The organism is Streptomyces sp. ATCC 21386 (genome assembly GCF_018728545.1).
Taxonomy (GTDB): Bacteria; Actinomycetota; Actinomycetes; order Streptomycetales; family Streptomycetaceae; genus Streptomyces.
This window is the reverse complement of the sequence record NZ_JAAVVL010000001.1, coordinates 5458475-5483088: the sequence shown is the minus strand read 5'-3', so window position 1 is coordinate 5483088 and position 24614 is coordinate 5458475. Positions and strand designations below refer to the sequence as shown.

Annotated in this window: 24 protein-coding genes and 1 pseudogene; 8 read left to right on the top strand and 17 right to left on the bottom strand. The window is 71.4% G+C overall.

Going from position 1 to position 24614, the window contains the following annotated elements; translation table 11 throughout:
* Positions 1–121 precede the first annotated feature (121 nt).
* The gene (locus tag GWK25_RS23415) at positions 122–904 is read right to left on the bottom strand and encodes a class I SAM-dependent methyltransferase (RefSeq protein ID WP_215452665.1); all 783 of its coding nucleotides are present in this window, start codon (positions 902–904) and stop codon (positions 122–124) included.
* Here GWK25_RS23415 and GWK25_RS23410 point away from each other — a divergent pair.
* Positions 903–1955 (top strand): MFS transporter, encoded by a 1053-nt coding sequence (locus GWK25_RS23410; RefSeq protein WP_251829002.1) that lies wholly within the window; start codon positions 903–905, stop codon positions 1953–1955. The genes GWK25_RS23415 and GWK25_RS23410 overlap by 2 nt on opposite strands.
* Before the next feature lie 68 nt (positions 1956–2023).
* Here GWK25_RS23410 and galU read toward each other — a convergent pair whose 3' ends face one another.
* Complete coding sequence (gene galU / locus GWK25_RS23405; protein WP_215452662.1) at positions 2024–2992, bottom strand: UTP--glucose-1-phosphate uridylyltransferase GalU; 969 nt, start codon at positions 2990–2992, stop codon at positions 2024–2026.
* Between the two features lie 135 nt (positions 2993–3127).
* Here galU and GWK25_RS43645 point away from each other — a divergent pair.
* Positions 3128–3398, top strand: a pseudogene (locus GWK25_RS43645) (IS5/IS1182 family transposase); the annotation flags it as partial.
* A 423-nt stretch (positions 3399–3821) separates the two neighbouring features.
* Here GWK25_RS43645 and GWK25_RS23390 read toward each other — a convergent pair.
* The 9 genes from GWK25_RS23390 to GWK25_RS23350 form a co-directional block, all read right to left on the bottom strand.
* The gene (locus GWK25_RS23390; RefSeq protein WP_215452656.1) at positions 3822–4685 is read right to left on the bottom strand and encodes an ABC transporter permease; all 864 of its coding nucleotides are present in this window, start codon (positions 4683–4685) and stop codon (positions 3822–3824) included.
* Positions 4686–4696: 11 nt separating this feature from the next.
* A complete protein-coding gene (locus GWK25_RS23385) occupies positions 4697–5650 on the bottom strand; it encodes an ABC transporter ATP-binding protein (protein ID WP_215452653.1) in 954 nt (317 codons plus the stop codon).
* Positions 5647–6000 carry a transcriptional regulator gene (locus tag GWK25_RS23380; RefSeq protein WP_215452651.1) on the bottom strand — a complete coding sequence of 118 codons (354 nt, stop codon included), beginning with the start codon at positions 5998–6000 and terminating at the stop codon, positions 5647–5649. Before GWK25_RS23380 ends, GWK25_RS23385 begins: the two co-directional genes overlap by 4 nt.
* The gene (locus GWK25_RS23375; protein ID WP_215457533.1) at positions 5997–6497 is read right to left on the bottom strand and encodes a hypothetical protein; all 501 of its coding nucleotides are present in this window, start codon (positions 6495–6497) and stop codon (positions 5997–5999) included. The genes GWK25_RS23380 and GWK25_RS23375 overlap by 4 nt, the downstream gene beginning before the upstream one ends.
* A 157-nt stretch (positions 6498–6654) precedes the next feature.
* Positions 6655–7500 carry a carbohydrate ABC transporter permease gene (locus GWK25_RS23370; protein WP_215452649.1) on the bottom strand — a complete coding sequence of 282 codons (846 nt, stop codon included), beginning with the start codon at positions 7498–7500 and terminating at the stop codon, positions 6655–6657.
* Complete coding sequence (locus tag GWK25_RS23365; protein ID WP_215452648.1) at positions 7497–8852, bottom strand: ABC transporter permease subunit; 1356 nt, start codon at positions 8850–8852, stop codon at positions 7497–7499. Before GWK25_RS23365 ends, GWK25_RS23370 begins: the two co-directional genes overlap by 4 nt.
* A gap of 5 nt (positions 8853–8857) precedes the next feature.
* The gene (locus GWK25_RS23360; protein WP_215452647.1) at positions 8858–10192 is read right to left on the bottom strand and encodes an ABC transporter substrate-binding protein; all 1335 of its coding nucleotides are present in this window, start codon (positions 10190–10192) and stop codon (positions 8858–8860) included.
* A gap of 103 nt (positions 10193–10295) precedes the next feature.
* A complete protein-coding gene (locus GWK25_RS23355; protein ID WP_374200633.1) occupies positions 10296–11942 on the bottom strand; it encodes a glycoside hydrolase family 13 protein in 1647 nt (548 codons plus the stop codon).
* A gap of 197 nt (positions 11943–12139) precedes the next feature.
* Positions 12140–13405, bottom strand: coding sequence for an ABC transporter substrate-binding protein (locus GWK25_RS23350; RefSeq protein WP_215452646.1), 1266 nt, complete (start codon positions 13403–13405; stop codon positions 12140–12142).
* Between the two features lie 124 nt (positions 13406–13529).
* On the opposite strand from GWK25_RS23350, the gene GWK25_RS23345 reads away from it, so the two are divergent.
* Genes GWK25_RS23345 through GWK25_RS23335 form a run of 3 tightly spaced genes read left to right on the top strand, consistent with a single transcriptional unit; the run spans position 13530 to position 17107 of the window.
* Positions 13530–14048 (top strand): PadR family transcriptional regulator, encoded by a 519-nt coding sequence (locus tag GWK25_RS23345; RefSeq protein WP_215452644.1) that lies wholly within the window; start codon positions 13530–13532, stop codon positions 14046–14048.
* Positions 14045–14794 (top strand): ABC transporter ATP-binding protein, encoded by a 750-nt coding sequence (locus GWK25_RS23340; RefSeq protein WP_215452640.1) that lies wholly within the window; start codon positions 14045–14047, stop codon positions 14792–14794. Before GWK25_RS23345 ends, GWK25_RS23340 begins: the two co-directional genes overlap by 4 nt.
* A 3-nt stretch (positions 14795–14797) precedes the next feature.
* A complete protein-coding gene (locus GWK25_RS23335) occupies positions 14798–17107 on the top strand; it encodes an FtsX-like permease family protein (RefSeq protein ID WP_215452637.1) in 2310 nt (769 codons plus the stop codon).
* Between the two features lie 126 nt (positions 17108–17233).
* On the opposite strand, the gene GWK25_RS23330 is transcribed toward GWK25_RS23335, so the two are convergent.
* The 3 genes from GWK25_RS23330 to GWK25_RS23320 form a co-directional block, all read right to left on the bottom strand.
* Entirely contained in the window at positions 17234–18475 is a 1242-nt protein-coding gene (locus GWK25_RS23330; protein WP_215452636.1) for a phosphatidylserine/phosphatidylglycerophosphate/cardiolipin synthase family protein, read from the bottom strand.
* 22 nt (positions 18476–18497) lie between these two features.
* On the bottom strand, positions 18498–18668 hold the full coding sequence (locus tag GWK25_RS23325) for a hydrophobic protein (RefSeq protein WP_215457531.1): 171 nt from the start codon (positions 18666–18668) through the stop codon (positions 18498–18500).
* Positions 18669–18766: 98 nt separating this feature from the next.
* Complete coding sequence (locus tag GWK25_RS23320) at positions 18767–19927, bottom strand: PP2C family protein-serine/threonine phosphatase (protein ID WP_215452634.1); 1161 nt, start codon at positions 19925–19927, stop codon at positions 18767–18769.
* Between the two features lie 316 nt (positions 19928–20243).
* Between GWK25_RS23320 and GWK25_RS23315 the strand changes: the two genes are divergently transcribed.
* The 3 genes from GWK25_RS23315 to GWK25_RS23305 all read left to right on the top strand — a co-directional run bounded on the left by GWK25_RS23315 (position 20244) and on the right by GWK25_RS23305 (position 23296).
* A complete protein-coding gene (locus tag GWK25_RS23315; RefSeq protein ID WP_215452631.1) occupies positions 20244–20447 on the top strand; it encodes a hypothetical protein in 204 nt (67 codons plus the stop codon).
* A 153-nt stretch (positions 20448–20600) separates the two neighbouring features.
* The gene (locus GWK25_RS23310) at positions 20601–21938 is read left to right on the top strand and encodes a ferric reductase-like transmembrane domain-containing protein (RefSeq protein ID WP_374200632.1); all 1338 of its coding nucleotides are present in this window, start codon (positions 20601–20603) and stop codon (positions 21936–21938) included.
* A gap of 224 nt (positions 21939–22162) precedes the next feature.
* The gene (locus GWK25_RS23305) at positions 22163–23296 is read left to right on the top strand and encodes a cellulose binding domain-containing protein (RefSeq protein WP_215452630.1); all 1134 of its coding nucleotides are present in this window, start codon (positions 22163–22165) and stop codon (positions 23294–23296) included.
* A 177-nt stretch (positions 23297–23473) separates the two neighbouring features.
* On the opposite strand, the gene GWK25_RS23300 is transcribed toward GWK25_RS23305, so the two are convergent.
* The 3 genes from GWK25_RS23300 to GWK25_RS23290 are packed head-to-tail and all read right to left on the bottom strand — an operon-like array spanning position 23474 to position 24521.
* Complete coding sequence (locus GWK25_RS23300; protein WP_215452629.1) at positions 23474–23857, bottom strand: toxin Doc; 384 nt, start codon at positions 23855–23857, stop codon at positions 23474–23476.
* Positions 23857–24096 (bottom strand): hypothetical protein, encoded by a 240-nt coding sequence (locus tag GWK25_RS23295; RefSeq protein ID WP_045561349.1) that lies wholly within the window; start codon positions 24094–24096, stop codon positions 23857–23859. The genes GWK25_RS23300 and GWK25_RS23295 overlap by 1 nt, the downstream gene beginning before the upstream one ends.
* Before the next feature lie 14 nt (positions 24097–24110).
* Positions 24111–24521 (bottom strand): helix-turn-helix transcriptional regulator, encoded by a 411-nt coding sequence (locus GWK25_RS23290; protein ID WP_215452628.1) that lies wholly within the window; start codon positions 24519–24521, stop codon positions 24111–24113.
* Between the last annotated feature and the right edge of the window lie 93 nt (positions 24522–24614).

Genomic DNA, 24614 nt, shown 5'->3' with positions numbered 1-24614 from the left:
GCCGTTCTGAATACAGAAGTTTGGTCCGGACCATAGAAAGCAACCGTGCACATGTCAACACGTGTGGGCCCGCCTCACACGGATGAGCGGAGAGCCATACGGGGCGAAGCCGGTGGCCGGACTACTGCGCCAGGGGAACCGGTTGTGCGGTGAGCACAGGCTGGTAGTAGCCGCTGGAGACCGGACTGTGCCAGGTGATGCCGGTGAAGCCCGCTTCGGCCACGAACCCTGTCAGCTGTAGGGACGTCAGGGCCCAGTAGGTGCTCCGGCGGACTCGGACATGCCAGGCGTTCTCCGCGGGGATGAGCTGGAAGTGCTCGAGGTCGTAGCGCTCGCCGTCTGCGTGCCAGTGCCACAGCTGGAAGGTGATCACTTGGCCGTCGCGCGTTTCCGAGACCTGGGGAGGTGTCGCCGTGGGTCTGGTCTGCCGCGCTTCGTCATAGTCCCGGACAGTGATCACCAGCAGTCCGTCGTCTCGGAGCACCCGTCGCATGCTGAGGAGTGCCGCCCGGAGATCTTGCCCGGACAGCAGGTGCGGGAGCGAGTTGTCCGCGCAGAGGACGGCGTCGAACGACCGCTCCCTGAAAGGTAGTTGGCGCATGTCAGCCGCAGCGACCGGAAGCCGGCTGCCCCGGGCCGCCGCTTCGGCGGCGGCCCGGGCGGCAGCGACCGGGCTCAGGTCGCTGCCGACGATCCGGTGCCCGGTCAGGGCCAGCCCGATGGCCTGGGTGCCGATGCCGCACGAGCAGTCCAGGACGGTGTGCGGTCCCGCGCCGAGAGACTGGCGGACGAGCTCGCCGAGAACCTCTGCCTGATAGGCCATGCTCGCGTCCCAGTCCCGGAACATCAGGTGGTAGTCCTGGGCCAGTTCGTCGTAGAACTTCCGCGCGGAGAACTCGGACATGTATCCCACCGTAAAGCCGGCGACCCGGTTCTTCTTCGCCAGGCTCCGGCATCCGCAAGGTCGCCGTCGACTCCTCGGCATCGCCCTCATGGCCGCCGCCGTCACCTGCACCGTGCTCGTCGCCGACTGGGGCGGCACCGACTACGCCTGGACCGACCCGCTCGTCCTCGGCCTCGCCGCCGGCGCCGTCGTCGCCTGGGCCCTGTTCTTCCTCTCCCGGAGCCGCGCCGCCGAGCCGATCATCCCGCTACGGCTGTTCCGCAGCCGGATCTTCAACGTCGCCACCCTGCTCGGCATGGTCGTGATCGGCATCGGGATGTTCGCCGTCATCGGCTACATGCCGACCTGTCTGCAGATGGTGTACGGCACGAGCGCGACCGAGTCCGGGCTGCTGCTCATCCCCATGGTCGTCGGCATCATGGGCACCGTCATCCCGTCCGGCCAGCTGATCAGCAGGACCGGCCGCTACAAGGTCTACCCGATCCTCGGCACCGCCGTCGTCGGTGTCGCCGTGCTGCTGATGTCCACGCTGGACACCGGCACCTCGATCGTGGTGATCTGCGGGTACCTGTTCCTGCTGGGCGCGGGCGTCGGCCTGATCATGCAGAACCTCGTCCTGGCCGTGCAGAACGCCTTCCCGGCGAGCGACGTCGGCACGGCCACCTCGGCCAACAACTTCTTCCGTGAGACCGGCGCCACCCTGGGCACGGCCGCGGTCGGCGCGGTGTTCACCCACCGCCTCACCGACCAGCTCGACTCCCGGCTCTCGGCCGCCGACGCCAAGGTGCTGGGCTCCACCGACTCGCTGACCCCGGCCCTCGTCCAGGCCCTACCGGACCGGGTCCAGGACACCGTCGTCCTCGCCTACCAGCAGGCCCTGACCCCGGTGTTCCGCTACTTGGTCCCACTGTTCGCCCTCGGCCTCGTACTCGCCTTCCTCCTCCCGGAGAAGAAGCTGGCGGGAGGCGACGACCACGACGCGGTGGCGGCTTCGAGCGCCGACGACACCGCGGTGGAGACCGACGTGGCACCGGAGTTGACGCGTAAATGAATCCGGGGCGCCCGACGAAACCGTCGGGCGCCCCGACAGGGGACCGATGAGGTGCCGTTGTCGTCGGCTCAGGCGACGGACCGCCGCCGGGTGCCATGCTCGCCACGGTCTTCGAGGCCCGCCACGAACTCCTTGAGCCAGCTGATGAATTCGGGTCCGAGGTCGTCCCGGTCGCAGGCCAGCCCGACCACCGTGCGCAGATAGTCGGCCTTGTCACCGGTGTCGTAGCGCAGCCCGTCGAAGACGACACCGCGCACCGTGCCGCCCGCGGCCAGGTCCTGGAGGGCGTCGGTGAGCTGGATCTCGCCGCCCCGGCCGGGCGGGGTGCGCTCCAGGGTGTCGAACACGGCAGGGTCGAGGACATAGCGGCCGATCACCGCGTACGTGCTCGGCGCGTCCCGCCGCGACGGCTTCTCCACCAGGCCGGTGACCCGGACGACGTCCTCGTCCCCGGTCGGTTCCACGGCCGCGCAGCCGTAGAGATGCACCTGCTCCGGCGGTACTTCCATCAGGGCGACCACGCTGCCGCCGTGCCGCTCGCGGACGTCCAGCATCCGGCTGAGCAGGGTCTCGCGCGGGTCGATCAGGTCGTCGCCGAGGAGGACGGCGAACGGCTGGTCGCCGATGTGGCGGCGGGCGCACAGCACGGCGTGGCCGAGGCCGAGCGGCTCGCTCTGGCGGACGTGGTGGATGTGGGCGAGGCGGGCCGGGTCGCGTACGGCGTCCAGCCGCACGGTGTCACCCTTGGCCGCGAGTGCCTGCTCCAGCTCGAAGGCGTGGTCGAAGTGGTCCTCGATGGCCCGCTTGTGCCGGCCGGTGATCATCAGTACGTCGTCCAGCCCGGCCGAGGCGGCCTCCTCGACGACGTACTGGATGGCCGGCTTGTCCACGACCGGCAGCATCTCCTTCGGTGTCGCCTTCGTGGCGGGCAGGAACCGGGTCCCGAGCCCGGCGGCCGGCACGACGGCCTTGCGGACCGCGCGGCGGGCGGAAGCGGGGGTGGGGGTGGGGGTGCTCGAAGTATGGGGGGCGATCATGCCGCTCATGCTGTGGCACGAGCATGAGAGCAATCGGAGAGCAACGAGTGAGCGGGCTGTGCGTCGCGCGCACGCTGTGCCCGGCGGCTGTTCGCACGGCGGTCCTCAACGCGCCACACGTGCGCCACCGACCTGCGACGGCTGGGCCACCTGCCCGAACAGCAACTCGGCGACAAAGCCGCGAACGCGGTGGGCATCCTGGCCATGGTCGCCGGCCAGAACGTCGAGCCCGCCGAGGCCTCCGAGGCCTCCGACGGTCGCGACGGCCGCTGGCGCATCACCCGGGGCACCGCCCCCGAACCGGATGGTCTCCACCATCGATCACAAAGCACGCCATGTGCACAAGACCCGCAGCCACCAGCAGGACGGCTTCAAGGCTCACCGGGCCGTCGAGCCCGAGACCGGGTTTCCATCGTCTGCCGGCCCATCAGCACGCCGCCGGAGCGGCGAAAAGGGGGACCTCCAGAGGAACCGCCCGGCGGCGTCTTCGTCGAGCCGGCCGACCGCGCGCTCGGACGATCCCGCGGCGGGCTGACCAGCAAGATCCACCTCGCGGTCGAGCAAGGGCAAAAGCCCTTGTCCGTCGTGGATCAAGGCCACCATCCCGGTACCGGCCGACCGTGTCCGCAACCGCCTCAAGCGCGGATCGCGCGGTGGGCGGCCGCCGACGTTCGACAAGGACGACTACAAGCAGCGGCACGCGGTCGCGTGCGGGATCAACCGTCTCAAGAGCCACCGGGCCGTCGCCACTCGTTACGACAAACTCGCCGTCCGCTTCGAAGCGACCGTTCTGGTCGCGGCCATTAACGAGTGGCTGCGACCAGCACTTTCACATCAGACCCCTAGAGGCCGACGCACCGCTTCGTTCCGCCCGGCGGCGGCGCGCGGACAGACGTGAGCCGGATTCGCGGCGGGCCGCGCGGCGCAGCAGGGGCACCGCGAGAAGGAACCCGAACACCGTCCAGGCGGTCAACACCAGGGCCACCAAGGGGAGTTCCCAGGACCCGGCCACCTCGGCGGTCCGGGCCGTGTCGGGGAGCAGCGCCGAACGCACGCCCTGGGCCATCCACTTGAGCGGGAAGACCGCGGCCACCTGCTGGACCGGAACCGGCAGCATGGTGATCGGGAAGACCACTCCGGAGGTCAGCAGGAGTCCCATCGTCGGCAGCATGATCAACGCCAGCGCCTCGCGGGGGTTGGGCAGTACGGCGCCGATGGCCGCACCCAGCGGTACGACGGCGAGCAGCCCGAGCGTGGTGACCCACAGCAGCGTCAGCCAGTCGCCCGGCCCCCTCGGCAGCGGCCCGTCCACCAGCAGTGCCCCGGCCGCCAGCAGCAGGGCCAGGGTGCCGACGGCCACGACGACGACCAACAGGCACTTGGCGACGAGGTAGGCCGGAATCCCGCCGGGCGTGGCGCGCAGCCGCAGCAGGGCACCCTCCTCCCGCTCGGTCACGAGTATCTGCGGGAGGTTGATCAGTCCCACCTGGAACAGCAGGTAGGCGGCGAAGCCCGCCAGCACCAGATGGGTCATCGGGATCCGGGTGCCGGGCACGTCGTCGCCGAGGAAGGCTGCGACGAGCAGCGCGACGACGACGTTCGTCAAGTGGCCGAACAACTCCTTTCCGTTGCGCAGGAAGTGCCGCAGTTCGATGCCGCCGCGCCGGACCCCGGCGCGCAAGCTGTTCGTCATGGGTGTCGTCCTCATGCGACCCTCGCCTCTCCGTCCGCGCCCGTGTCCCCGTCCGCGCCCGTATCCCCGTCCGCGCCCGTGTCCCCGTGCGTGCCGTCGGTCTCCTGGCGCACCATGTGCAGGTAGGTGTCCTCCAGGGTCGGGCGGCGGACCTCCAGGTCGGCGATCGGGCCGTTCGCGTGCCGGTGGAGTTCCCAGACCAGCTGCGAGGGGTCCGCGGTGTGTTCGCGGTGGGAGGTCCCGTCGTCGGCCGTCCAGCGGACCTCGGCCCGGGCGGCGGCGCGCCGGGCCAGTTCGGCGGGTGTGCCGCAGGCTCGGATCCGGCCGCCGACCAGCATGGCGATCCGGTCGGCGAGCCGCTCGGCCTCCACGAGGTCGTGGGTGGTGAGCAGGACGGTGACGCCCTCGGCGCGGGCCAGCCGTTCCACCAGGAGGTGGAACTCGTGCCGGGCCTCCGGGTCGAAGCCGGCTGTCGGCTCGTCCAGGAAGAGGAGTTCGGGGCGGCCGACGATGCCGAGCGCGACGTCCAGCCGCCGGCGCTGGCCGCCGGACAGCCGGTCCACCTGTCGCCCGGCCTGTTCGGTGAGACCGACCAGGGCCAGCAGTTCGGCCGGGTCGCGCGGGTCGGGGTAGTACTCGGCGAAGTGCCCCAGCAACTCGGCGACCCGCCAGCGGCCGTGGTCTCGCCAGGACTGCAGGACCAGTCCGATCCGGCCGCGCCAGGCGTCGTCGCCCCGTTCCGGATCCGTGCCGAGCACGTTCACCTCGCCGCCGGAGCGCCGCCTGAAGCCCTCCAGGATCTCGACGGTGGTGGTCTTCCCCGCGCCGTTGGGTCCGAGCAGCGCGAAGACCTCGCCGCGATGGATGTCCAGGTCGACGCCGCGGAGGACCTCCGTGGCGCCGTACGTCATCGTCATGTCGCGCGCGTGGACGACCGGCCGGGCGGCCGTAGGCCCCTGCGTCATCGGCCGGCCCCCGAGCGGTGTCGCCGCCCTGCCGGCGCTTCGGAATTCACCGGGGCACCCGCGCCCTCGACGATGGCCCGGAGCGCCGCGACGTGCCCCTCGAAGGCGGTGCGGCCCCGGTCGGTCAGCCGGACCCGGGTGCGCCGCTTGCGGCCGCCGCCCTCCTTCTGGAGCTCCAGATAGCCGGCCTCCTCCAGGGTGTGCAGCTGCTTGGAGAGCGCGGAGTCGCTGAGTGAGAGGCTGTCGCGGACGAACGCGAAGTCCGCCCACTGGGTGGCGGCGAGCAGCGCGACCACCGACAGCCGGGTGGCGGGGTGGATCAGCTCGTCGAAGCCGGCGGGGGTGCTCATCGGCCCGCCGCCTCGTCGGCAGCCGGTTCGCCGCCGCGCCGCACCGAGTCGGCCGCCCAGCGGTTGGCGGGACCGAGAAGGAGCAGGTAGACGGCTACCGCGGCCGTTGCCTGGACGGGACCGGCGTAGAAGGGCCCCAGGGGCTCCGCCAGGTGGTCCGACAGCACGATCGTCCCGCCGACGAGCACCGCCACCGCGCCGAACGCGGCCCACATGCGCCCGGGGCAGCGAGTGTGGTGCAGTTGCATCCGGCTCCTACGGCTGCTCAGCACGACCATCACGCTCAACAGGCCGACGTAGGCGGCCACGAGCAGGACGACGCCCCACTGGGGCAGGTCCATGCCCACGCCGGCGAGAAACACCCACATGAGCGCTGCAGTGCCGTAGGTCATGCGGCGCCCGCCGGACACGGTGTGCTCGAACTCGTCGTACACCCGCTCCTGCGGCACCCGGATGCGTTGCAGATCCCTCCACGCCTGTTCGGCGTCCACCGGCATGCCCACGTCGCTCGCCCCTCCCGCGCCAACTCGACTTTCCTGGAAGGAAAGTTACCTCCCGACTTTCCCGGTGGGCAAGTCGGGAGCGCGTCACGTTCGGCGCGTTCGGCGCATCGGGGTGTCCGGGGTGTCGTGGGTGTCCGGCGGGCCACCGGCGTCACTTCACGGATCCCGCCATCACCCCCTGGACGAAGTGCCGCTGGAAGGCGAAGAACACGGCGACCGGCACGATCAGGGACAGGAAGGCACCCGGCGCCAGTACGTCGATGTTGCTGCCGAACTGCCGTATCTGTGACTGGAGTTCCACGGTCAGCGGCTGTGCCGAGCTGTCGGCGAACAGGAGCGCCACCAGCATGTCGTTCCACACCCACAGGAACTGGAAGATGGCGAGACTGGCCAGGGCCGGCCTTCCCACGGGCAGGACGAGGCGGGTGAAGATGCGCCACTCGCCGCCGCCGTCCATGCGGGCCGCCTCCAGCATCTCCTTAGGCATCTCGGCGAAGTAGTTCCGCAGCAGGAAGATCGCGAACGGCAGACCGTAGGAGACGTGGAAGAGGACGACCCCCGGGATGGTCCCGAACAGCCCGAGCTGGCCGAAGAGTTTGGCCACCGGCAGCAGGCCGATCTGCACCGGCACCACCAACAGGGCGACCACCAGCAGGAAGAGCGGGTCACGGCCGGGGAACTCCAGCCAGGCGAAGGCGTATCCGGCTAGGGCCGCGATGACGACGACGAGGACGGTCGTGGGCACCGAGATCAGGACCGTGTTCCAGAACGCCTGGGTGATGCCGGCGTTGCCCAGCAGCGCGGAGTAGTTGTCGAAGGACAGCTGACCGGGGCTGGAGAGCGCGGTCCACCAGCCGCCCCTGGCCGTGTCCTCGGTGGATCTCAGGGAGGACAGCAGCAGTCCGGCGAGCGGGGTGAGCCAGATCAGGCCGACGACCACGAGGAAGGCCTGGACGAGACCGTTGCCGAGCGCCCGCCTGAGCGCGGTGACGTTCATCGCTGACTCCCTTTGAAACGACGGACGTTGAAGACCATGGCGGGGACGACGAGCAGCAGGAGCAGGACGCCGAGCGCGCTGCCGAGTCCCTGGTCGTTGCCGCCGCCGAAGGACACCAGCCACATCTGGGTGGCGAGCACGGTGGCGTCCTCCTGCACCGGTCCCGGCGCGATGATGTAGACGAGGTCGAAGACCTTCATCACGTTGATGACGAGGGTCACGAAGACCACGGTCAGCACAGGGGCCAGCAGCGGCACGGTGATCCGGCGGAACACCTGCCACTCGTTGGCGCCGTCCATCCGTGCCGCCTCCAGCGTGTCCCGGGGCAGGGTCGACAGGCCCGCGCCGATGAGCACCATCGCGAAGCCGGTCCAGATCCACAGGTAGGCGCCGATGACGGCCGGGGTGACGAGGGTCGGACCGAGCCAGGAGATGCCCTCGTAGGGCGGGGCGAAGTTCGAGCCGGGGAGCGTGACGGTGTAGGCGCCCGCATCCAGGCCGGGGAAGCGGAAGGAGCCGTCGGCCGCCGTGGTCGTGCTCGTGACCTTCCTCCCCTCCCGCACCGCCTCGACCGTCATCGCCGGCAGTCCGCTCTCCCGGCGGTCCACCACGCCCTGCTTCCCGCCCCCGCCGGGGGTGAAGTCCAGGTAGACGACGCCGCGCAGTTCGCCGGGGTCCGCTGCGCGGGCCGCCGCGGCGAGGGCGGGTTCGGCGCCTTCGAGGTCCTTCGGCGCGACGCCGACCAGTCCGAGGGCGACCGTGTCGCCGGGCGACACGGTCGCGGTCGTGCGGTACGAGCCGTCGGTGCCCTCAGTGAGTCCCTGGCCGTCACGGGCTCGGGCCGTGGGGTACGAGGAGGTGCCCCGGAAGACGTCGTGGACGCCGACGACCGCCGCGTTGAGAACGCCCTTGTCGGGGTCCTCGTCGTAGGCCAGCCGGAAGATGATGCCGGCGGCCAGGAAGGAGACGGCCATCGGCATGAAGAGCAGCAGCTTGAACGCCGTGGCCCAGCGGACCTTCTCCACCAGTACGGCGAGGATCAGCCCCAGCCCGGTGAGCAGGGCGGGCGCCACCACGACCCAGACGGTGGTGTTCCGCACGGCCTTGAGGGTGGCCGGGTCGCGGAACATCTCGGTGTAGTTGTCGCCGCCCACGAACCGGGTGCCGGAGGCGTCGAAGAAGCTGCGGCCGACCGAGAACAGCACCGGGTAGAGGACGAGGGCGCCGAGCAGGACCAGCGCGGGAAGGACGAAGAGCAGGGCGACGGTCCGGCCCCGCCGCCGGGCGCGCCGCTGGGGTGCGGCGGTTCCGGCGGCGGGCGCGGGCGCCACCTTCGTGAGTGTGGCGGTCATCCCGGTCAGCCCTTGTAGGCCTTGGCCGCGGCGTTCTCCAGCTGGGCCGCGGTCGCCCGCGGGTCGGACGGGTCGCGCAGGAAGTCCTGGAGGATCTTCCACTCCCCCGCGCCCTTCGTGCCGCCGAACGCGGCCGGCGCCTGGTCGGACATGTCGAAGCGGACCGAGTTCCCGGCCGCGATCAGGGACTCGGCGGTCGTCCGGGTGATGTCGTCGCCGTAGGAGGAGAGGTCGAGTCCCTTGTTCGGGGACAGGAAGCCGCCCGCCTCCGCCCACACGGCGGCGGCCTCGGGGGTCGCCAGGTACTCCAGGAGGGCCATGCCGGCCTCGGTGTTCTTGCCGTCCTTCAGGACGACGGCCGCGTCACCGCCGCTGACCACCGGTGCCTTGCCGCCGCCGACCGGCGGGAAGGGGAAGAAGTTCGCGTCCTCGCCGATCTTCCGGCCGAACTGGTCCTTGGCGATCCCGGCGACGAAGTCGCCCTCGTAGACCATGCCGGCCTCCGGCTCGGGGCCGAAGACCTTCTCGACGGAGCCGGGGAAGTCGGTGTTGAGGGCGCCCTTCTGTCCGCCGGCCAGGAGCTGCTTGTCCTCGAAGAGGTCGCCGAGGGTGGTGAGGGCGTCGACCACGCTCCGGTCGGTCCACTTCAGCTCGTGCGCGGCGAGGGCGTCGTACTTCTCGGGGCCGGCCTGGGAGAGGTAGACGTTCTCGAACCAGTCGGTGAGCGTCCAGCCGTCCTGTCCGGCGACGGAGAACGCGGCGAGGCCCGAGTCGGAGACGGTCCGCCCCGCCTTCAGCATCTCCTCGTACGACTTCGGCGGCCGGACGCCCGCCTGGTCGAGGGCGTCGGGGCTGTACCAGACGGTCGACTTGTGGGCCGCCTTGAAGTACAGGCCGTACAGGGTGCCGTCGACGCTGCCGTAGTCCTTCCACACGTCGGCGTAGTCGGCGTCGACGGACTTGGCGACGGTGGCGGACAGCGGCTTGAGCCAGCCCGCCTCGGCGAACTGCTGGAGCACGCCGACCTGCGGGACCATCACCACGTCGGGGGCGTTGCCGCCCTCGATCTTGCTGCCGACGACGGTGGAGACGTTGTCGCCGGTGGACACGAACTGCGTTCTGGCACCGGTCTTCTCGGTGAAGGCGTCCAGGACCTTCTGGAAGTTCTTCTGCTCGGCGCCGGACCAGACGCCGGCCACGGAGACGGTCCGGCCGCTCAGCGGCTTGTCGCCGCCGCCCGCCGCGACGGGGTCGCCGCCCCCGCAGGCGGTCGCGCCGAGCGCCAGCGTGAGGACGAGGGCGGTACAGCTCGCGGGCAGGGTGGTACGGGGTCGCATCATCGTCGATGTCCTTTCGGAAGGTGATGGAGCGGAAGGTGATGGAGCGGACGGCCGGGACGGATCGACCCGGTGGGGAGGCCGGCGGGTGCGGCGGTGCGGGGGTTCAGGAATCGGTGTCGTCGCCGATCCACCAGGCGGCCGTGGCGCCGGGGAGGACCCCGGCCGGGCAGGGGCCGCTGGACAGCAGCGGGGTGCCGGAGACGGGCGCCGGCGCGGGCGCCGTACCGAAGTTGACGGCGCAGACCAGGCCGTCGCCGCGGACGAAGCCGAGGACACCGGGCGGGGTGTCCAGCCAGCGCAGCGTGCCCTCGCCCAACTGGGGCAGCGCGGCGCGCAGTTGCAGTCCGTCGCGGTACAGGTGCCAGAAGGAGCGGGTGTCGGCCAGGGCCCGGTCGGTGGCGTACTCGGCGAAGTACTCGGGCTGCGGCAGCCAGGGCTTGGCGCCCTCCACCCCGGAGGTGAAGCCGAAGGGCGAGGCCTGCCCGGACCACGGCAGCGGGACCCGGCAGCCGTCGCGGATGCGGGCGCGGCTGCCGGTGCGGCGGAAGATCGGGTCGGTGAGCACGTCGTCGGGCAGGTCGACCACCTCGGGCAGTCCCAGCTCCTCCCCCTGGTAGATGTACGCCGCGCCGGGCAGCGCCAGCATCAGCAGGGCCGCCGCGCGGGCGCGGGCGGCGCCGAGACCGCTGCCCTCCGTGGCCGGTTCGCCGTAGCGGGTGACGGTGCGGACCTGGTCGTGGTTGTTCAGGACCCAGGTGACGGTCGAGCCGGTGCCGGCGATGTCCTGCATGGCCTCGGTGATGACCTTGCGGAAGGCGTCGGCGTCCCAGGAGGCGCTCAGCAGGTCGAAGAAGAAGGCCTGGTGCAGTTCGTCGGGGCGGACGTAGCGGGCGTGTTCGCGAGCCGTCGGGACGGAGACCTCACCGACCAGGAGCCGCTCACGGCCGTCGTGTGCGGTGTACTCCTCGCACACCGCGCGCCAGTGCCGCCACACGTCGTGGACCTCGGGCTGGTTCCAGGCGAGCGGGTTGACCGAGTCACGGGTGCGGGCGTCGGCCTCGGGGTCCGGCGAGTCGGGCAGCTCGGGGTGCTTGAACAGCCCCGCGGCGACGTCGATGCGGAAGCCGTCGACGCCCCGGTCGAGCCAGAAGCGCAGGACGCCGTCGAAGTACGCGCCGACCTCGGCGTCGCGCCAGTTCCAGTCGGGCTGCTCGGGCGTGAACATGTGCAGGTACCACTGGCCGGCGCGGCCGTCCGCCTCCGTGACGCGGGACCAGGCGGGTCCGCCGAACATCGCGTGCCAGTTGTTGGGCGGCTCGGCCCCGTCCGGTCCCCGCCCGTCGGCGAAGTGGAAGCGGGCCCGGGCCGGGCTGCCGGGCGGCGCGGCGAGCGCCTCGCGGAACCAGGGGTGCTCGCTGGAGCAGTGGTTGGGCACGATGTCGAGCAGGATCCTGATGCCCAGCCGCCGGGCGTCCGCCACCAGCAGGTCGAACTCGGCGAGGTCGCCGAAGAGCGGGTCGACGTCGCGGTAGTCGGCGACGTCGTAGCCGTGGTCGTGCTGCGGCGACGGGTAGAACGGGCTCAGCCAGATCCCGTCGACGCCCAGCTTCCGCAGGTACGGCAGCCCGGCCCGGACGCCGGCGAGATCGCCGACACCGTCGCCCGTGCTGTCCAGGAAGCTGCGGACGTACACCTGGTAGATCACTGCGTCGCGCCACCAGCGACGTGTGTCGATGTGCTTGGAGCTCACCCGTTGACCTGTCTGTGCGACCTGACGGTTATGCATGCATGTTAGGTAGGCGTGTCGCACAGGTGTCAACGAGTCGACAGAAACTACTGGGTAGTTGGGTGGCCAAATACGGACTTATCGGGGCGCTCTGGCGTCATATGAGATCCCCGCGTTACCTAACATGTAACTAAGAAGGGTCGCGGGAAGTGCGCGCGGGACTAACCCCGGGAGATGGCGGCGAGTTCGCGGGTCAGCCGCCGCACCGTCTCCTCGGACGTCCGGTGCCCGGCCATCGCGTCGTGCACGACCGCCTGGACGACCATGCTGACCTGGTCGTACCGCGGGCTCTTCGGACGTGGCGCGGCCGCGAGGACACTCGCGCGCAGCGTCGGCAGGTACGGGAACTCCCGCACCAGTTCCGGGTCCTCGTACAGCTCCGCGCGTACGGGAGGCAGCGCGCCCCGGGTGAGGACCTGCCGCTGGACACGCTCGCCGGTGAGGTACGCGATCAGACGCGCGGCGGTGTCGGGGTGCTCGGCGTGGGCGCTGACGGCCAGGTTGGAGCCGCCCAGCACACTGGTCCCGGGCCCGTCGGGGCCGGGCAGCGGCACGGCGCCGACCTTCCCGGCGACCGCGGAGCCCCGGGCGGAGGCGCTGACGTAGGCGTAGGGCCAGTTGCGCAGGAAGAGCAGCCGGCCGTCCTGGAACGCCTGCCGGGACTCCTCCTCCTTGTACTCCAGCGCTTCCCGGGGGATCCAGCCCTCGCGCACACCGCGGGCGAGGAAGCCGATGCCCTCGCGGGCCGCCGAGCCGACGGTGACGCGTTGGCCCTCGTCGCCGAGGATGGTGCCGCCCGCCGAGTACACGGCCTCGGCCGCATTGACGGTGAGGCCCTCGTAGGGCAGGAACTGGCCCGCGTAGCCGTCCAGTCCGTGCCGGGGGGCGACGGTCTTCGCATAGCGTTCCAGCTCGGCCCAGGTGCGGGGCGGCGGCAGGCCCTCCTGCGCGAGGACGTCCGAGCGGTACAGGAGCAGACCCGCGTTGGTGACGTACGGGACGGCGTACAACCGGCCGTCGTACGTCGCCGTGTCCACGACCGGCGGGAGGAAGCTGCCGAGCGGGAAGCGGTTCCTCGGCAGCGGGCGGATCCAGTCGGCGGCCGCGAACTCCGAGGTCCAGGTGACGTCGATGTTGAGGACGTCGAAGCGGCCGCGTTCCCCGGCGCGCAGATCGGTGATCATCTGGGCGCGGGTCTCGTCGGCGGAGTCCGGCAGCTCGACGAGGGTGACCTTCTCCCCGGGGTGAGCGCGGTTCCAGCCCTGGAGGAGGGGGCCGAGATAGCCGGTGAGATCGCCCGCGGTGGCGAGGGTCAGCGGACCGCGGCCCCTGAGTCCGCCGTCTGCCTGGGCGCCGGAGGCGCCGTAACCGGCCAGAACGACCGCGAGGACGAGGAGGCCCCTACCGGCGGCGCGTATCCACCGCATAGGTTCCTCCCTGTACACCGGCACCGGGCACCTTCGCCCGGAGTCAGAGGCCATGTATACCTGTTAGGTATGGGCGATACTAGGGCCTGGAACACAATACGAGGCTGCGAGGAGGACAGCTCGAGTGCGCCTGCCCCTCCTGGCCCTGCTGGCGCGCGGCCCGGCCCATGGCTACGAGCTCAAGCAGGACCTTGAGCAACTGCTGGGCGCCGCGTACCCTCAGCCGAACGTCGGCCAGATCTATGTGACCCTCGGCCGCCTCGAGAAGTCGGGCCTGATCGAGGGCGAGGAGGTCGAGCAGTCGAGCCGGCCCAACAAGAAGATCTACCACCTCACCGACGCCGGGCGGGAGGCGCTGCGCGCCTGGTACGAGGAGGCTGCGGACGAGCCGCGGGTCCGGGACGAGTTCTTCATGAAGCTCGCGCTCGCCCCGCGGACCGGTCTCGCCGACCAGATCGCCCTGATCAACAGACAACGGCGCCACTACCTGAACACCATGCGCAATCTGTCGAAGCTCTCCACAGCCGAGAACGGCCGGGACAACCGTGTCTCCCGGCTGCTGATCGAGGGCGCCATGCTGCACCTCCAGGCCGACCTCGACTGGCTGGAGCGCTGCCAGGAGGAGCTGGAGGAGCCCGGGTGAGCGACGCCCCCATCCCTGTGCTGCGGGCCGAGGGCCTCGTCAAGACCCATCACGGGCAGGGCGCGCCCGCCCATGCCGTGCGCGGAGTGGACCTCTGCGTGCGCGAGGGCGAGTTCGTGGCCGTCACCGGTCCCTCCGGGGCCGGCAAGTCGACGCTGCTGCATCTGCTGGGCGGGTTGCAGCGGCCGGACAGCGGCAGCATCTGGCTGGGCGGCGAGCTCACGGACAACTACGGCGAGGCCCGCTGGGCCGTCGAGCGCCGGCGCCGGATCGGCATCGTGTTCCAGTTCTTCAACCTGGTCTCCGACCTGTCCGTCGCGGACAACGTGGAACTGCCGGCGCTGCTGGCCGGGGTCTCCGCCAAGAAGGCGCGCGCCGAGCGCGAGGAGCTGCTGGCGGAGCTGGGACTCACGGGCAAGGAACGCAGCATGCCGGGCGAACTGTCCGGCGGCGAGCAGCAGCGCGTCGCGCTCGCCCGGGCCCTGGTGAACCATCCCCCGCTGCTGCTGGCCGACGAGCCCGCGGGCAGCCTGGACAGCAAGGGGACCCGTGAGGTGACGCGGGTGCTGTCCCGTTTCCACCGGCGCGGGCAGACGATCCTCCTGGTCACGCACGACGCACGCCTCGCGAGCGCGGCGGACCGGGTCATCAGCTTCTTCGACGGCCGCATAGCCGACGATGTCGAGCTGGACGGCACGCCGACGCCCGGCGCCGGGGTGCCCGCCGTGCTGGAGCTGAAGGACTGACCCATGCGAGCCATGTTGCGCTGGGCGCACTCGGACCTGCGGACCCATCGCGGCGAGGCGCTGTTCCTGGTCCTCGCCACCGTCGGCATCGTCACCTCCCTGCTGTTGGCGGCGGCCCTCTTCGGCTACGCGACCAACCCCTGGCAGCGTGTCTTCACGCAGTCCCGGGGCGCCCATGTGTGGATCCACACCGCCGCCTCCGCCGAGGCCACCGACCTCACCGCGCTGGACGACCTGGACGGGGTCGAGGCCGTCGCGGGCCCCTACCCCACGGCCGCCACGACGGTCGCCTCCCGCGGCACGCGCGCCTCGGTCGAGCTGCGCGGCACCGGCGAGCGGCCCGTCACCGGCCGCCCGCTGCTCACCTCCGGCCGCTGGCTCGATCCCGCCAGGTCGGACGGGGTGGTGCTGGAGAGCGGCCTCGCCCAGGCGCTGCTGGCCGGGCCCGGGGACGTCCTCACCCTGCCGGGCGGCGGCGGGACGCTGACCGTCCTCGGGGTCGCCGACAGCGCCGAGCCCGGTTACCGCAAGGGCGAGCGGCCCGGAGTGATCTGGGCGGCGCCCGCCGTCCTGCCCCGTTCCGGCCCCGGGTCCGGCGGCGGACAGGTGGTCGGGCTGCGGCTGACCGACCCGGACGCCACCGACTACGCCGTCCAGCGGGCCGTCACCCTGCTCGGGGCCGGCGCCGTCAGCGAGGTCTCCTCCTGGCAACAGGCCCGGTCCGAGGCCCAGGGCGACGACCGGCTGCTCGGCCAGGTGCTGGGGCTCTTCGGGCTGGGCGCGCTGGTCGCCGCGGGACTCGCCGTGCACGGGGCGATCGGCACCCGGGTCCGGGGGCATCTGCGGGACATCTCGATCCTGAAGGCGATCGGGTTCACCCCGGGCCAGCTGGTGTGTGTCTTCCTGCTCCAGCACCTCGCCTACGCCCTGCTGGGGGCCGTGGCCGCGGCGGTGCTCACCGAGGCCCTGGCGCCCCGGCTGCCGGGCCGGCTCGGGGACGCGGTCGATGTGTGGCAGGGCCTGCCCGGGCACACGGCGACCCTCGTCGTGGTGCCGGCGGCGGTGGTGTTGTTCATCGGCGCGACCACGGGTCTCGCGGCCTGGCGGGCCGGGCGGGTCCCCCCGGTGCCCGTGCCCCGGGCCGCCCTGCCGGCCGGCGGGCCGCTGTCCGCGCCGGCCCGCCGGGCCCTCGCCCTGCGGCTGCCGCCCGCGCTGGTGCTCGGCTGGCACAAGGCGTTCACCCGCCGGCCGCGCACCCTGGCCACCGTCGGCCGGCTGGCGCTGCCGTTGACACTGATCGTGGTGGCGATGAGCGCGTGGACGACCATCGACCGCTTCCACGGCCACCCGGAGCGGATGGGCCTGCCCGCCGCGCTGACCGTGCGTGCCGACGACGGTGCGAACGCCGCGGCCACGCAAGCTCTCCTGGCCCGTCATCCGGACGTGACCGCCGTCCACCCCGGTGTCGAGGTGGCCGCCCTGGTGCCGGGCCAGACGGCGACGATCGCGCTGCGCGGCCTCGGCACGGACGAGGCACCCTTCCCCTTCACGCTCGCCGAGGGGCGTACCGCCCGGGGACCCGACGAGGCGGTGGCCGGGCAGGGGCTGCTGGACCTGCTGGACGTACGCGTGGGCGACTGGGTGCGCATGACGGTGGGCGGCCGGCCGCAGATCCTGCACATCGTGGGCCGCAGCATCGAACCCGACAACGCCGGCCGCGTCATCTCCACCTCCCTGGACACGCTCCGGGAGAACGACCCCGCGCTCCGCTCCACGCTCTACCAGCTGCGGCTGCGCCCCGCCGCCGATCCGCAGGCGGTCGCGGCCGATCTGACCGGTGCGGCGGGCCGAGGGCAGCTGGAGGCGCACGTCGTGACGAACCCCGCCGACGGTCTCTCGCCGCTGCGGGGTGTCGTCGTCGGCCTGCTGGGCGTTCTCGCGCTGATCGGTCTGGTCGAGCTGCTGACCGTCATCGGCGGCATGGTGCGCGAGGGCGAACGGGACCTGTTGGCGCTCAAGGCGGCCGGGCTGTCGCCGCGGCAGATCACCGCGATCACCGTGACCGCCACGGGCTGCACCGCCCTGGCCGCGCTCACGGTCGCCCTGGCCCTGGGGCTCCCCCTCGCGCGATGGCTGATCGACGCGCAGGGCCGGTCGAGCGGCATCGGGGCAGGCATCGCCCAGGGGCCCTCCCTCCTGGCGTTGTCCGCCTTCGGTGCGGCGGCGCTCCTGGGGGCGCTGGCCCTGGCCGCCGTGCCCGCGGCCCGCGCCTCCCGCCGACGCCTCGCGGACACACTGAGCGCGGTGGCGTAGCGGGGCGCACCGGACAACCCCGGTCGCCCGTCGTCCCCGTCGCCCGTCGTCCCCGTCGCCCGTCGTCCCCGTCGCCCGTCGTCCCCGTCGGCCGTCGTCCCCGTCGGCCGTCGCCTGTCGTCCCCGTCAAAGAAAGCGGCGGATGGGCTGTACCGCGGTCTCCCGGGCCCTCTGGAGGAGGGAGCGCCGCTTCCACCGGACGGGCAGGATCGGGTCGCTCGATGCGATGTCCGCCTCGAAGTGTGCGTCGAGGGTACGGGTGAACTCCTCGTCGAGCACGGCCAGCATGATCTCCTCGTCGTGGTCGAGGGAGCGTCGGTTGAAGTTGGTCGAACCGATCAGCGCGGCGACGCGGTCGACGGTGACGACCTTCGCGTGCATCATCGTCGGCCGGTACTGGTGGATCCTCACTCCGCAGGCGATCAGGTCGTCGTAGTAGTGCTGACCGGCCAACCGGCAGACCCGCTTGTCGGTGTGCCGACCCGGCAGGAGGATCTCCACCTCCACCCCGCGCCGAGCGGTGGCGCACAGCAGATCCACGAAGTACACGTCCGGCGAGAAGTAGGCGGTGGCCAGGCGGAAACGTTCCTCGGCGGACTCCAGCATGACGCGCATCAGGGTCTGCATGTCCTGCCAGCCGAGGCTGGCCGAGCCGCGCACCACCTGGACGATCGCCTCGCCCTGCGGGCGGTGCTCGATGAACCGGTCCCGTTCGTCGAAGAGTTCGTCGTGGCACTCGGCCCAGTTCTGCGCGAACGCGGCGGCTATGCCGTCGACCGCGGGCCCGCGGACCTCGACGTGCGTGTCGCGCCACTCGTTCTCGTCGCGCGCGTCACCGCACCATTCCTGGGCGATGCCCACCCCGCCGGTGAACGCCGTCTCCTCGTCGACGACGAGGACCTTGCGGTGGCAACGGTGGTTCTGTTTGAGCGGAGAGAGAAGGAGCGGCTTGCGGAACCAGGCCACCTGGACACCGGCCCGCTCCATCGTCTCCAGTTGCTCGGTCTCGATCAGCCGGCTGCCGAACCCGTCCAGGAGGAGCCGTACCCGCACCCCGGCGCGGGCCCGCTCCGCGAGCGCCTGGGCGAACTCGCGGGCGATGTCCCCCCTCCAGTACACGAACGTCATCATGTCCACCGTGTGCCGGGCGCGACGGATCGCGCCCAGCATCGCGGCGAAGATCTCGTCCCCGTTGCGCAGGGGGGTGAGCGCGTTGCCCTCGGTCGCCGCGACTCCTATGAGCCGTTCCAGCCGTCGGCGCAGGCGCAGGACGCGGTCCTCCACGGACGGCGTGCCGGGACCTTGGAGGAGTCGGGCACCCGACTCGGGATCACGTCTTGTACCGGTCGTGTCCGGCGTACTGGTCATGGTTGTCGGCATCTCGCCCGCGTCACCATCGGTACCAGCGGCCACGGCCACCACCGGCGTGGGTGGAGCGCATCACGAAGCCCAGCAGCCACAGCACCAGGACGGCGAGCGCCACCCACCACAGCACTTCGAGGGCGAAACCCGCACCGAAGAGGATCACGGCGAGAAGCAGAACCAGAAGCAGGGGAACCATTGTCATCAACCTCCTGCGCCACCGTTTGCCCTGCCAATGCTTCACCAATCCCCCATCTTTCCTTGTTTGTGAAGGCACAACTGGGGCAGGGGTGGCTCTCATTCGGGATTGCCGTGCCAGTCCAGCACGAGGACCGTGGCGTCGTCCTTGAGGTGGCCGTGACAGGCGTCGAGCACGGCGGCGGTCAGGCCGCGGACGACTTCCCTCGGATGCAGCTCGTGGGTGTCCTTCAGGACCGATACCAGATCGGCGGCCGCCGCGCCGCGGTCCTGCATCCCGTCGGTGAGCAGGATCAGGCGGTCGCCGGGACGCAGCCGCAGTTCCTGTACGCGGTAGGGGAAGGGAGCCGACACTCCGAAGGGCAGGTTGACGGCGAGTGTGACCTCTTCGACGGTTCCGTCACGCAGCCGCAGCGGCCAGGGGTGTCCCGCGTTGACCAGTTCGCACAGCCCGGTCGCGAGTTCGACGCAGAGCAACTGTCCGGTGGCCAGGCCCCGGCTGTGGCGCAACAGGGCCTGGTGGGCGTGCTCGGCCTGGGCGAGGGCGTCACAGCCGCTGCGGCGCGCCTGTCGTAGCGCGCCGACCAACAACGTGGCGAGCAGGGCGGACTGGGTGTCGTGGCCCATGGCGTCGGTGATGGACAGGTGCAGGGTGTCTCGGTCGAGTGTGTAGTCGTAGGTGTCGCCCCCGATGTCGTCGGCCGGGACGAGCCCGGCCGCGAGGGTGAACTGGGCCGCCTCGCAGCAGGGCGACGAGGGCAGCAACTGGTGCTGGATCTCGGCGGCCAGACTGGTGCGGGTGGTCCGTCTGCCCAGGTGGTACAGATCGGTGAAGCGGCGGTCCGTGACGATGATGTAGGCCAACGCGTGGGCCGCGTCGCGGACCTGCCGGAGCACGGTGGCCGCGGTGTGCTGCAGGGTCACCTCCAGGAGGCCGATGCAGTCGCCGCGGTTGGTGACCGGCGTGATGACGCGCTGTCCGCCCTGTCCGTCCGGTTCCATGTGCTGGCGCTGGCTGCGCAGTACGTCGTCGTAGACGCTGCCGTGCAGATCGATCGGCTCGGTCCGGTCCACGAACCCACCCACGGGTGCGGGGAGTCGTACCAGCCGCTGCCCCATGAGGTCGACGAACAGAAACGACACACGCTCCGCGCCCAGCCTCTTCTGCAGATCGTGCGCCACCACTTCGACGGAATCGCCGGGCGGGGCCGCCTCCGCAGCGGCCAACAGCTCGCCCAGTTCCAGGTCTGCACCTTCCACGACAACCTCCGATCGGTTGCCGCACCTTCTTCCCCGAGTTTTCGTGCCATCACCCGACGTGCAGACGAGAAGGAGGTCACAGCCCGCGTCACGCGCGCTGCCGTTGTGACCGCCGCCGTGTGGCGAACCGTCACGACCTGTTCCAGGAGCTGGGGCTCGGCCGGGAACAGGACATGGACTGCTGGCGGGCGGCCGGACGGACCGCCCGGTGGGCGGCCACCTACGACGAGTGGCATGGACGGCAGTCGGCGGAGCGCGAGCAAGCGGCGCGCGCCGAGGGGGAGTCCGAGAGGTACAGGAGGCTCCCCGGCTCCCGGTGGCCCTGGACGGCAAGGCGATCATGGAGCTGCTGGGCCTGCCCCCGGGCCCGCTGATCGGTGCGGCCACTCGCCATCTGCAGGATCTGCTGCGTCTCGGACGCGGCCCGCTGTCACGGGAAGAGGCCGAGACCCTGCTGCGGACCTGGGCCGCGGAGCAGGATGCGGGGCGCCGCGACAGCCGAAATGACGTGCTGCCGTAACGAGGAGGAACCAGTCTCGGCCCAGCGGGGTCTACTTCTTGCCACGTTCCCTATTCTTGCTCCGCCCACGGGGGCGTGGCGGATTTCGAGCGCCCGGCCCTCGCGATCTCGTCGGGAGCGGGCGATCACCTCACATGGACCGGAGGGGAAGCGGTGGAGGCGACGAGTACGCGGGTGCGGCACGGCACCATATCTCCTGTCACCGCGGCGCGTTGGGCGCTGTGGACGTTCGTCGTGGGCAACCTGGCGATCGTCGAGATCCTGTTCGTCACCACGGGCACGGGCAAGAACGGGGTGCTCACGGTCGCCAAGTTCTTCGGTCTGCACGCCGCTGTGCTGATGCTGTTCCAGCTGCTGCTGGTGGCCCGGCTGCCGTGGCTCGACCGTCGTATCGGCATGGACCGGCTGACGGTGTGGCACAGGTGGGTCGGCTTCACCCTGCTGTGGACTCTCCTCACCCACGCCGTGCTGGTGGTGCTGGGCTACGCGAGGCTCGACGACGCGTCGACGGCGAAGACCTTCTTCGCGCTGGCCGGGGTGCCGGCCTCCCTGCTCGGGATGCTGGCCGCGGCGATCGTGGTCGTGGTCGCCGCGGTCTCCGCCCGTGGGGTGCGCCGGCGGCTGCGGTACGAGACCTGGCACGGCCTGCATCTGCTGCTGTACCTGGCGCTGGGGCTGGCGTTCGTCCACCAGTTGCTGGAGACCACGACGTTCGCCTCGTCCGGGTTCGCATGGGCCTACTGGTGGACCCTGTGGCTGTTCGCGTTCGGCGCCCTGGTCGCGGGCCGGATCGTCCTGCCCGTGTGGCGCAACGCCTACCACCGGTTCCAGGTCGCGGCGGTCGTACCGGAATCCGACGACGTGGTGTCGGTGCACGTCACCGGCCGCCACCTCGACCGGCTGCCGGCCCGGGCCGGCCAGTTCTGCGTCTGGCGGTTCCCCGGACACAACCACTGGTGGTTGGCCAATCCGTTCTCGCTGTCGGCGGCACCGGACGGCCGGACGCTGCGGCTGACCGCCAAGGCGGTCGGCAGCGGCAGCGCCGGACTGCGCGAACTCCCGGTGGGGAGCCGCGCGTTCGTCGAGGGTCCGTACGGTGCGTTCACCTCGCTGCACCGGACGCGGCCCGGTGCCCTGCTGATCGCGGGCGGGGTGGGGATCACCCCGGTCCGTTCCCTGCTGGAGGAGGAAGCGACCGGTGACGTGGTCGTGCTCTACCGGGTGCGCAGCGAGAGGGATGCCGTGCTGGTCGACGAGGTACGGGCGCTGGTCGCGGCCCGCGGCGGGCGACTGCACCTGCTGACCGGTCGCAGGGGCGAGGGAACACCGCCGTTCGCACCGGGCAGTCTGCGCTCCCTGGTCCCCGACATCACCGAACGCGACGTGTACGTCTGCGGACCGCCCTCGATGACCGCGGCCGTGCTCGGCGCGCTGCGTGACCTGGCGGTCCCCCGACGGCAGGTGCACGCCGAACGGTTCGGCCTGGCCTGAGGTCACGGCCGTACGTCCCGGCGTCGAAGGGTCCCTGCCGGCGCCGGGACACCGCACCCGTGGCCCTCGCTCGTGCGACGACCCGTCGCAGCAGGGTTGTCAGGGGCATGCCTGCACTCCTACAGTCCGGAGCAGAACGGAAATGGGAGCGCTCCCAAACGGGTGAACCGGGGAGCGCCCGAGCCACCCCATGTCCCGGCCGTACCTCCGAGAAGAGGTCCCCCATGCGACCGTCACCCCATCCCCGTCACCCACGCACCGCGCGCAGCGCACTGGCCGCGTTCGTCACGGCGCTCGCGACCGTCGCGGCGCTCTTCGCCGCCACCCCCTCGGCCCAGGCCGACACGACCGTCTGCGAGCAGTACGGATCGAGCGTGATCCAGGGGCGCTACGTCGTCCAGAACAACCGCTGGGGCACGAGCCAGCCCCAGTGCGTCACCACCACGGACACCGGCTTCCGGGTCACCCGGGCCGACGGCTCCGTCCCCACCAACGGGGCCCCGAAGTCGTACCCCTCCGTCTTCAACGGCTGCCACTACACCAACTGTTCGCCGGGAACCCGCCTGCCCGCCCAGCTCTCGGGCATCTCCAGCGCGCCGAGCAGCATCTCGTACGGCTATGTCGGCGACGCCGTCTACAACGCCTCGTACGACATCTGGCTGGACCCGACGCCCCGTACCGACGGCGTGAACCGGACCGAGATCATGATCTGGTTCAACAAGGTGGGTCCGATCCAGCCCATCGGCTCCCAGGTCGGCACGGCGACCGTGGGCGGGCGTTCCTGGCAGGTGTGGCAGGGCGGCAACGGCACCAACGACGTGCTGTCCTTCGTCGCCCCGTCGGCGATCGCGAGCTGGAGCTTCGACGTCATGGACTTCGTCCGCCAGGCCGTGTCCCGGGGGCTGGCCCAGAACAACTGGTACCTGACCAGCGTCCAGGCCGGGTTCGAACCCTGGCAGAACGGCACCGGGCTGACCGTGAACTCCTTCTCGTCGACCGTCGAGACCGGCGGAACCGGCCCCGGCACGCCGGGCGGCGGCACGGCCTGCGCGGTGTCGTACGCCACCACCGTGTGGCAGGGCGGCTTCACCGCGAACGTCACGGTCACCAACACCGGTTCCGCTCCCGTCGACAACTGGCGGCTGGCCTTCACGCTGCCCTCGGGCCAGAGCGTCACCGGCGCCTGGAACGCCTCCCTCTCCCCGTCCTCGGGCCCGGTCACGGCGAGCGCTCTGTCGCACAACGCGAGCATCTCCCCAGGCGGCAGCCAGAGCTTCGGGTTCCAGGGCACCTACGGCGGCAGCTTCGCCGCGCCGGCCGGCTTCAGTCTGAACGGGACCGCCTGCGCCCGGGCCTGACAGGACCGGCGCGGGACGCCCGCACGGCGTACCTCTGCCAGGGCCTGAGCTCGACCTGCTGATCGGTCCGGGCTCGTCCGGACTCCCCGCGGGCCTCCGGTGGCGATCCGCCCCGGGGCCCGCGGCACGTCTGCCGGTGCATCGCCCCGCGGGCCCGCGGCACGTCCGCCGTCCGGGTCAGATCCTCCAGGAACGCAGCGTGTCCGCGACCTCGTAGATGGTCAGGCGGCTCTCGCGGACCTTCCTGATCAGGTCCGACAGGGCGCCGTAGGGCGGATCGATGCCCTGGGCCGCCTGCTCCATGTACTGGGCGGCGACGAACGCGGCGACGAGGCTGTTGCGGTGCGGCAGCGGTTCCAGGCGCGCGATGGTGTGCAGCAGCGCGGCCGCGCGCCAGGCGGCGTCGGGGTTCGACTTCTCCAGGGTGGGCATCCGGGTCTTGTGGCGGGCGACGGCCGCCACCAGGGCGGAGTAGTCCGTCACCGACACGTCCTCGCTGCCGAGGGCGGCCTCCTGGACGTCCAGCAGCCAGGAGACGTCGACGTACAGGGTCTCGCTCATCAGGCGGCGGTGACTCCCTGATCGCGCTGGGACGGCGGCACCTCGTCGGGGAAGGCCTCGTCGAACTCGCCGCGCAGCCGGTCCGCCCACGCGGTGGCGCCGGCGACGAAGCGCTTGCGGTGCATCTCGCGGACCCCGAGATCGTGCATGTACTGCTTCAGGCTCTTGCCCTCGGCCGCCGCGGCCGCCCGCACACCTTCCATTTCCTCGTCCGTGAAGGACACGTTCAGTGATGGCATACCCGGCATGGTACCTACTTGGCACCAGCCTGCGCCACCGTCTGTGGTACGGGCTCGGAGGCCTCCGCCGACCGGGTCCGGGGCGGGGCCGACGGCAGGTCCGCCTGCTGGAGTTCGGCGAGGAGTTCACTCTGTCCCGCGAGCAGTTCGGTCAGGATCCGGCGGGCCGCGCGGAGCAGTTCGGCCACGTCGCCGCCGGCGAGGGCGTAGCTGACGGTGGAACCCTCCCGGATGGAGACGACGATGCCGGAGCGGCGCAGGACCCCCAGCTGCTGACTGAGGCTGGACGGCTCGATCTCGATCTCGCTCAGCAGGTCGCGCACGGGCAGCGGGCCGCCTTGGAGCAGTTCCAGGACCCGGATGCGCACCGGGTGCCCGAGCATCCGGAAGAACTCGGCCTTCGCCTGGTAGAGGGGCACCTGCATGAGATTCGCTCGCTCCCTGCCGCTTTCGACGGACTCCGTGGGCACGGCGGCCTGTGTGCCACCGCAGGCCGTACTGCGTCCCATCCTCGTGGA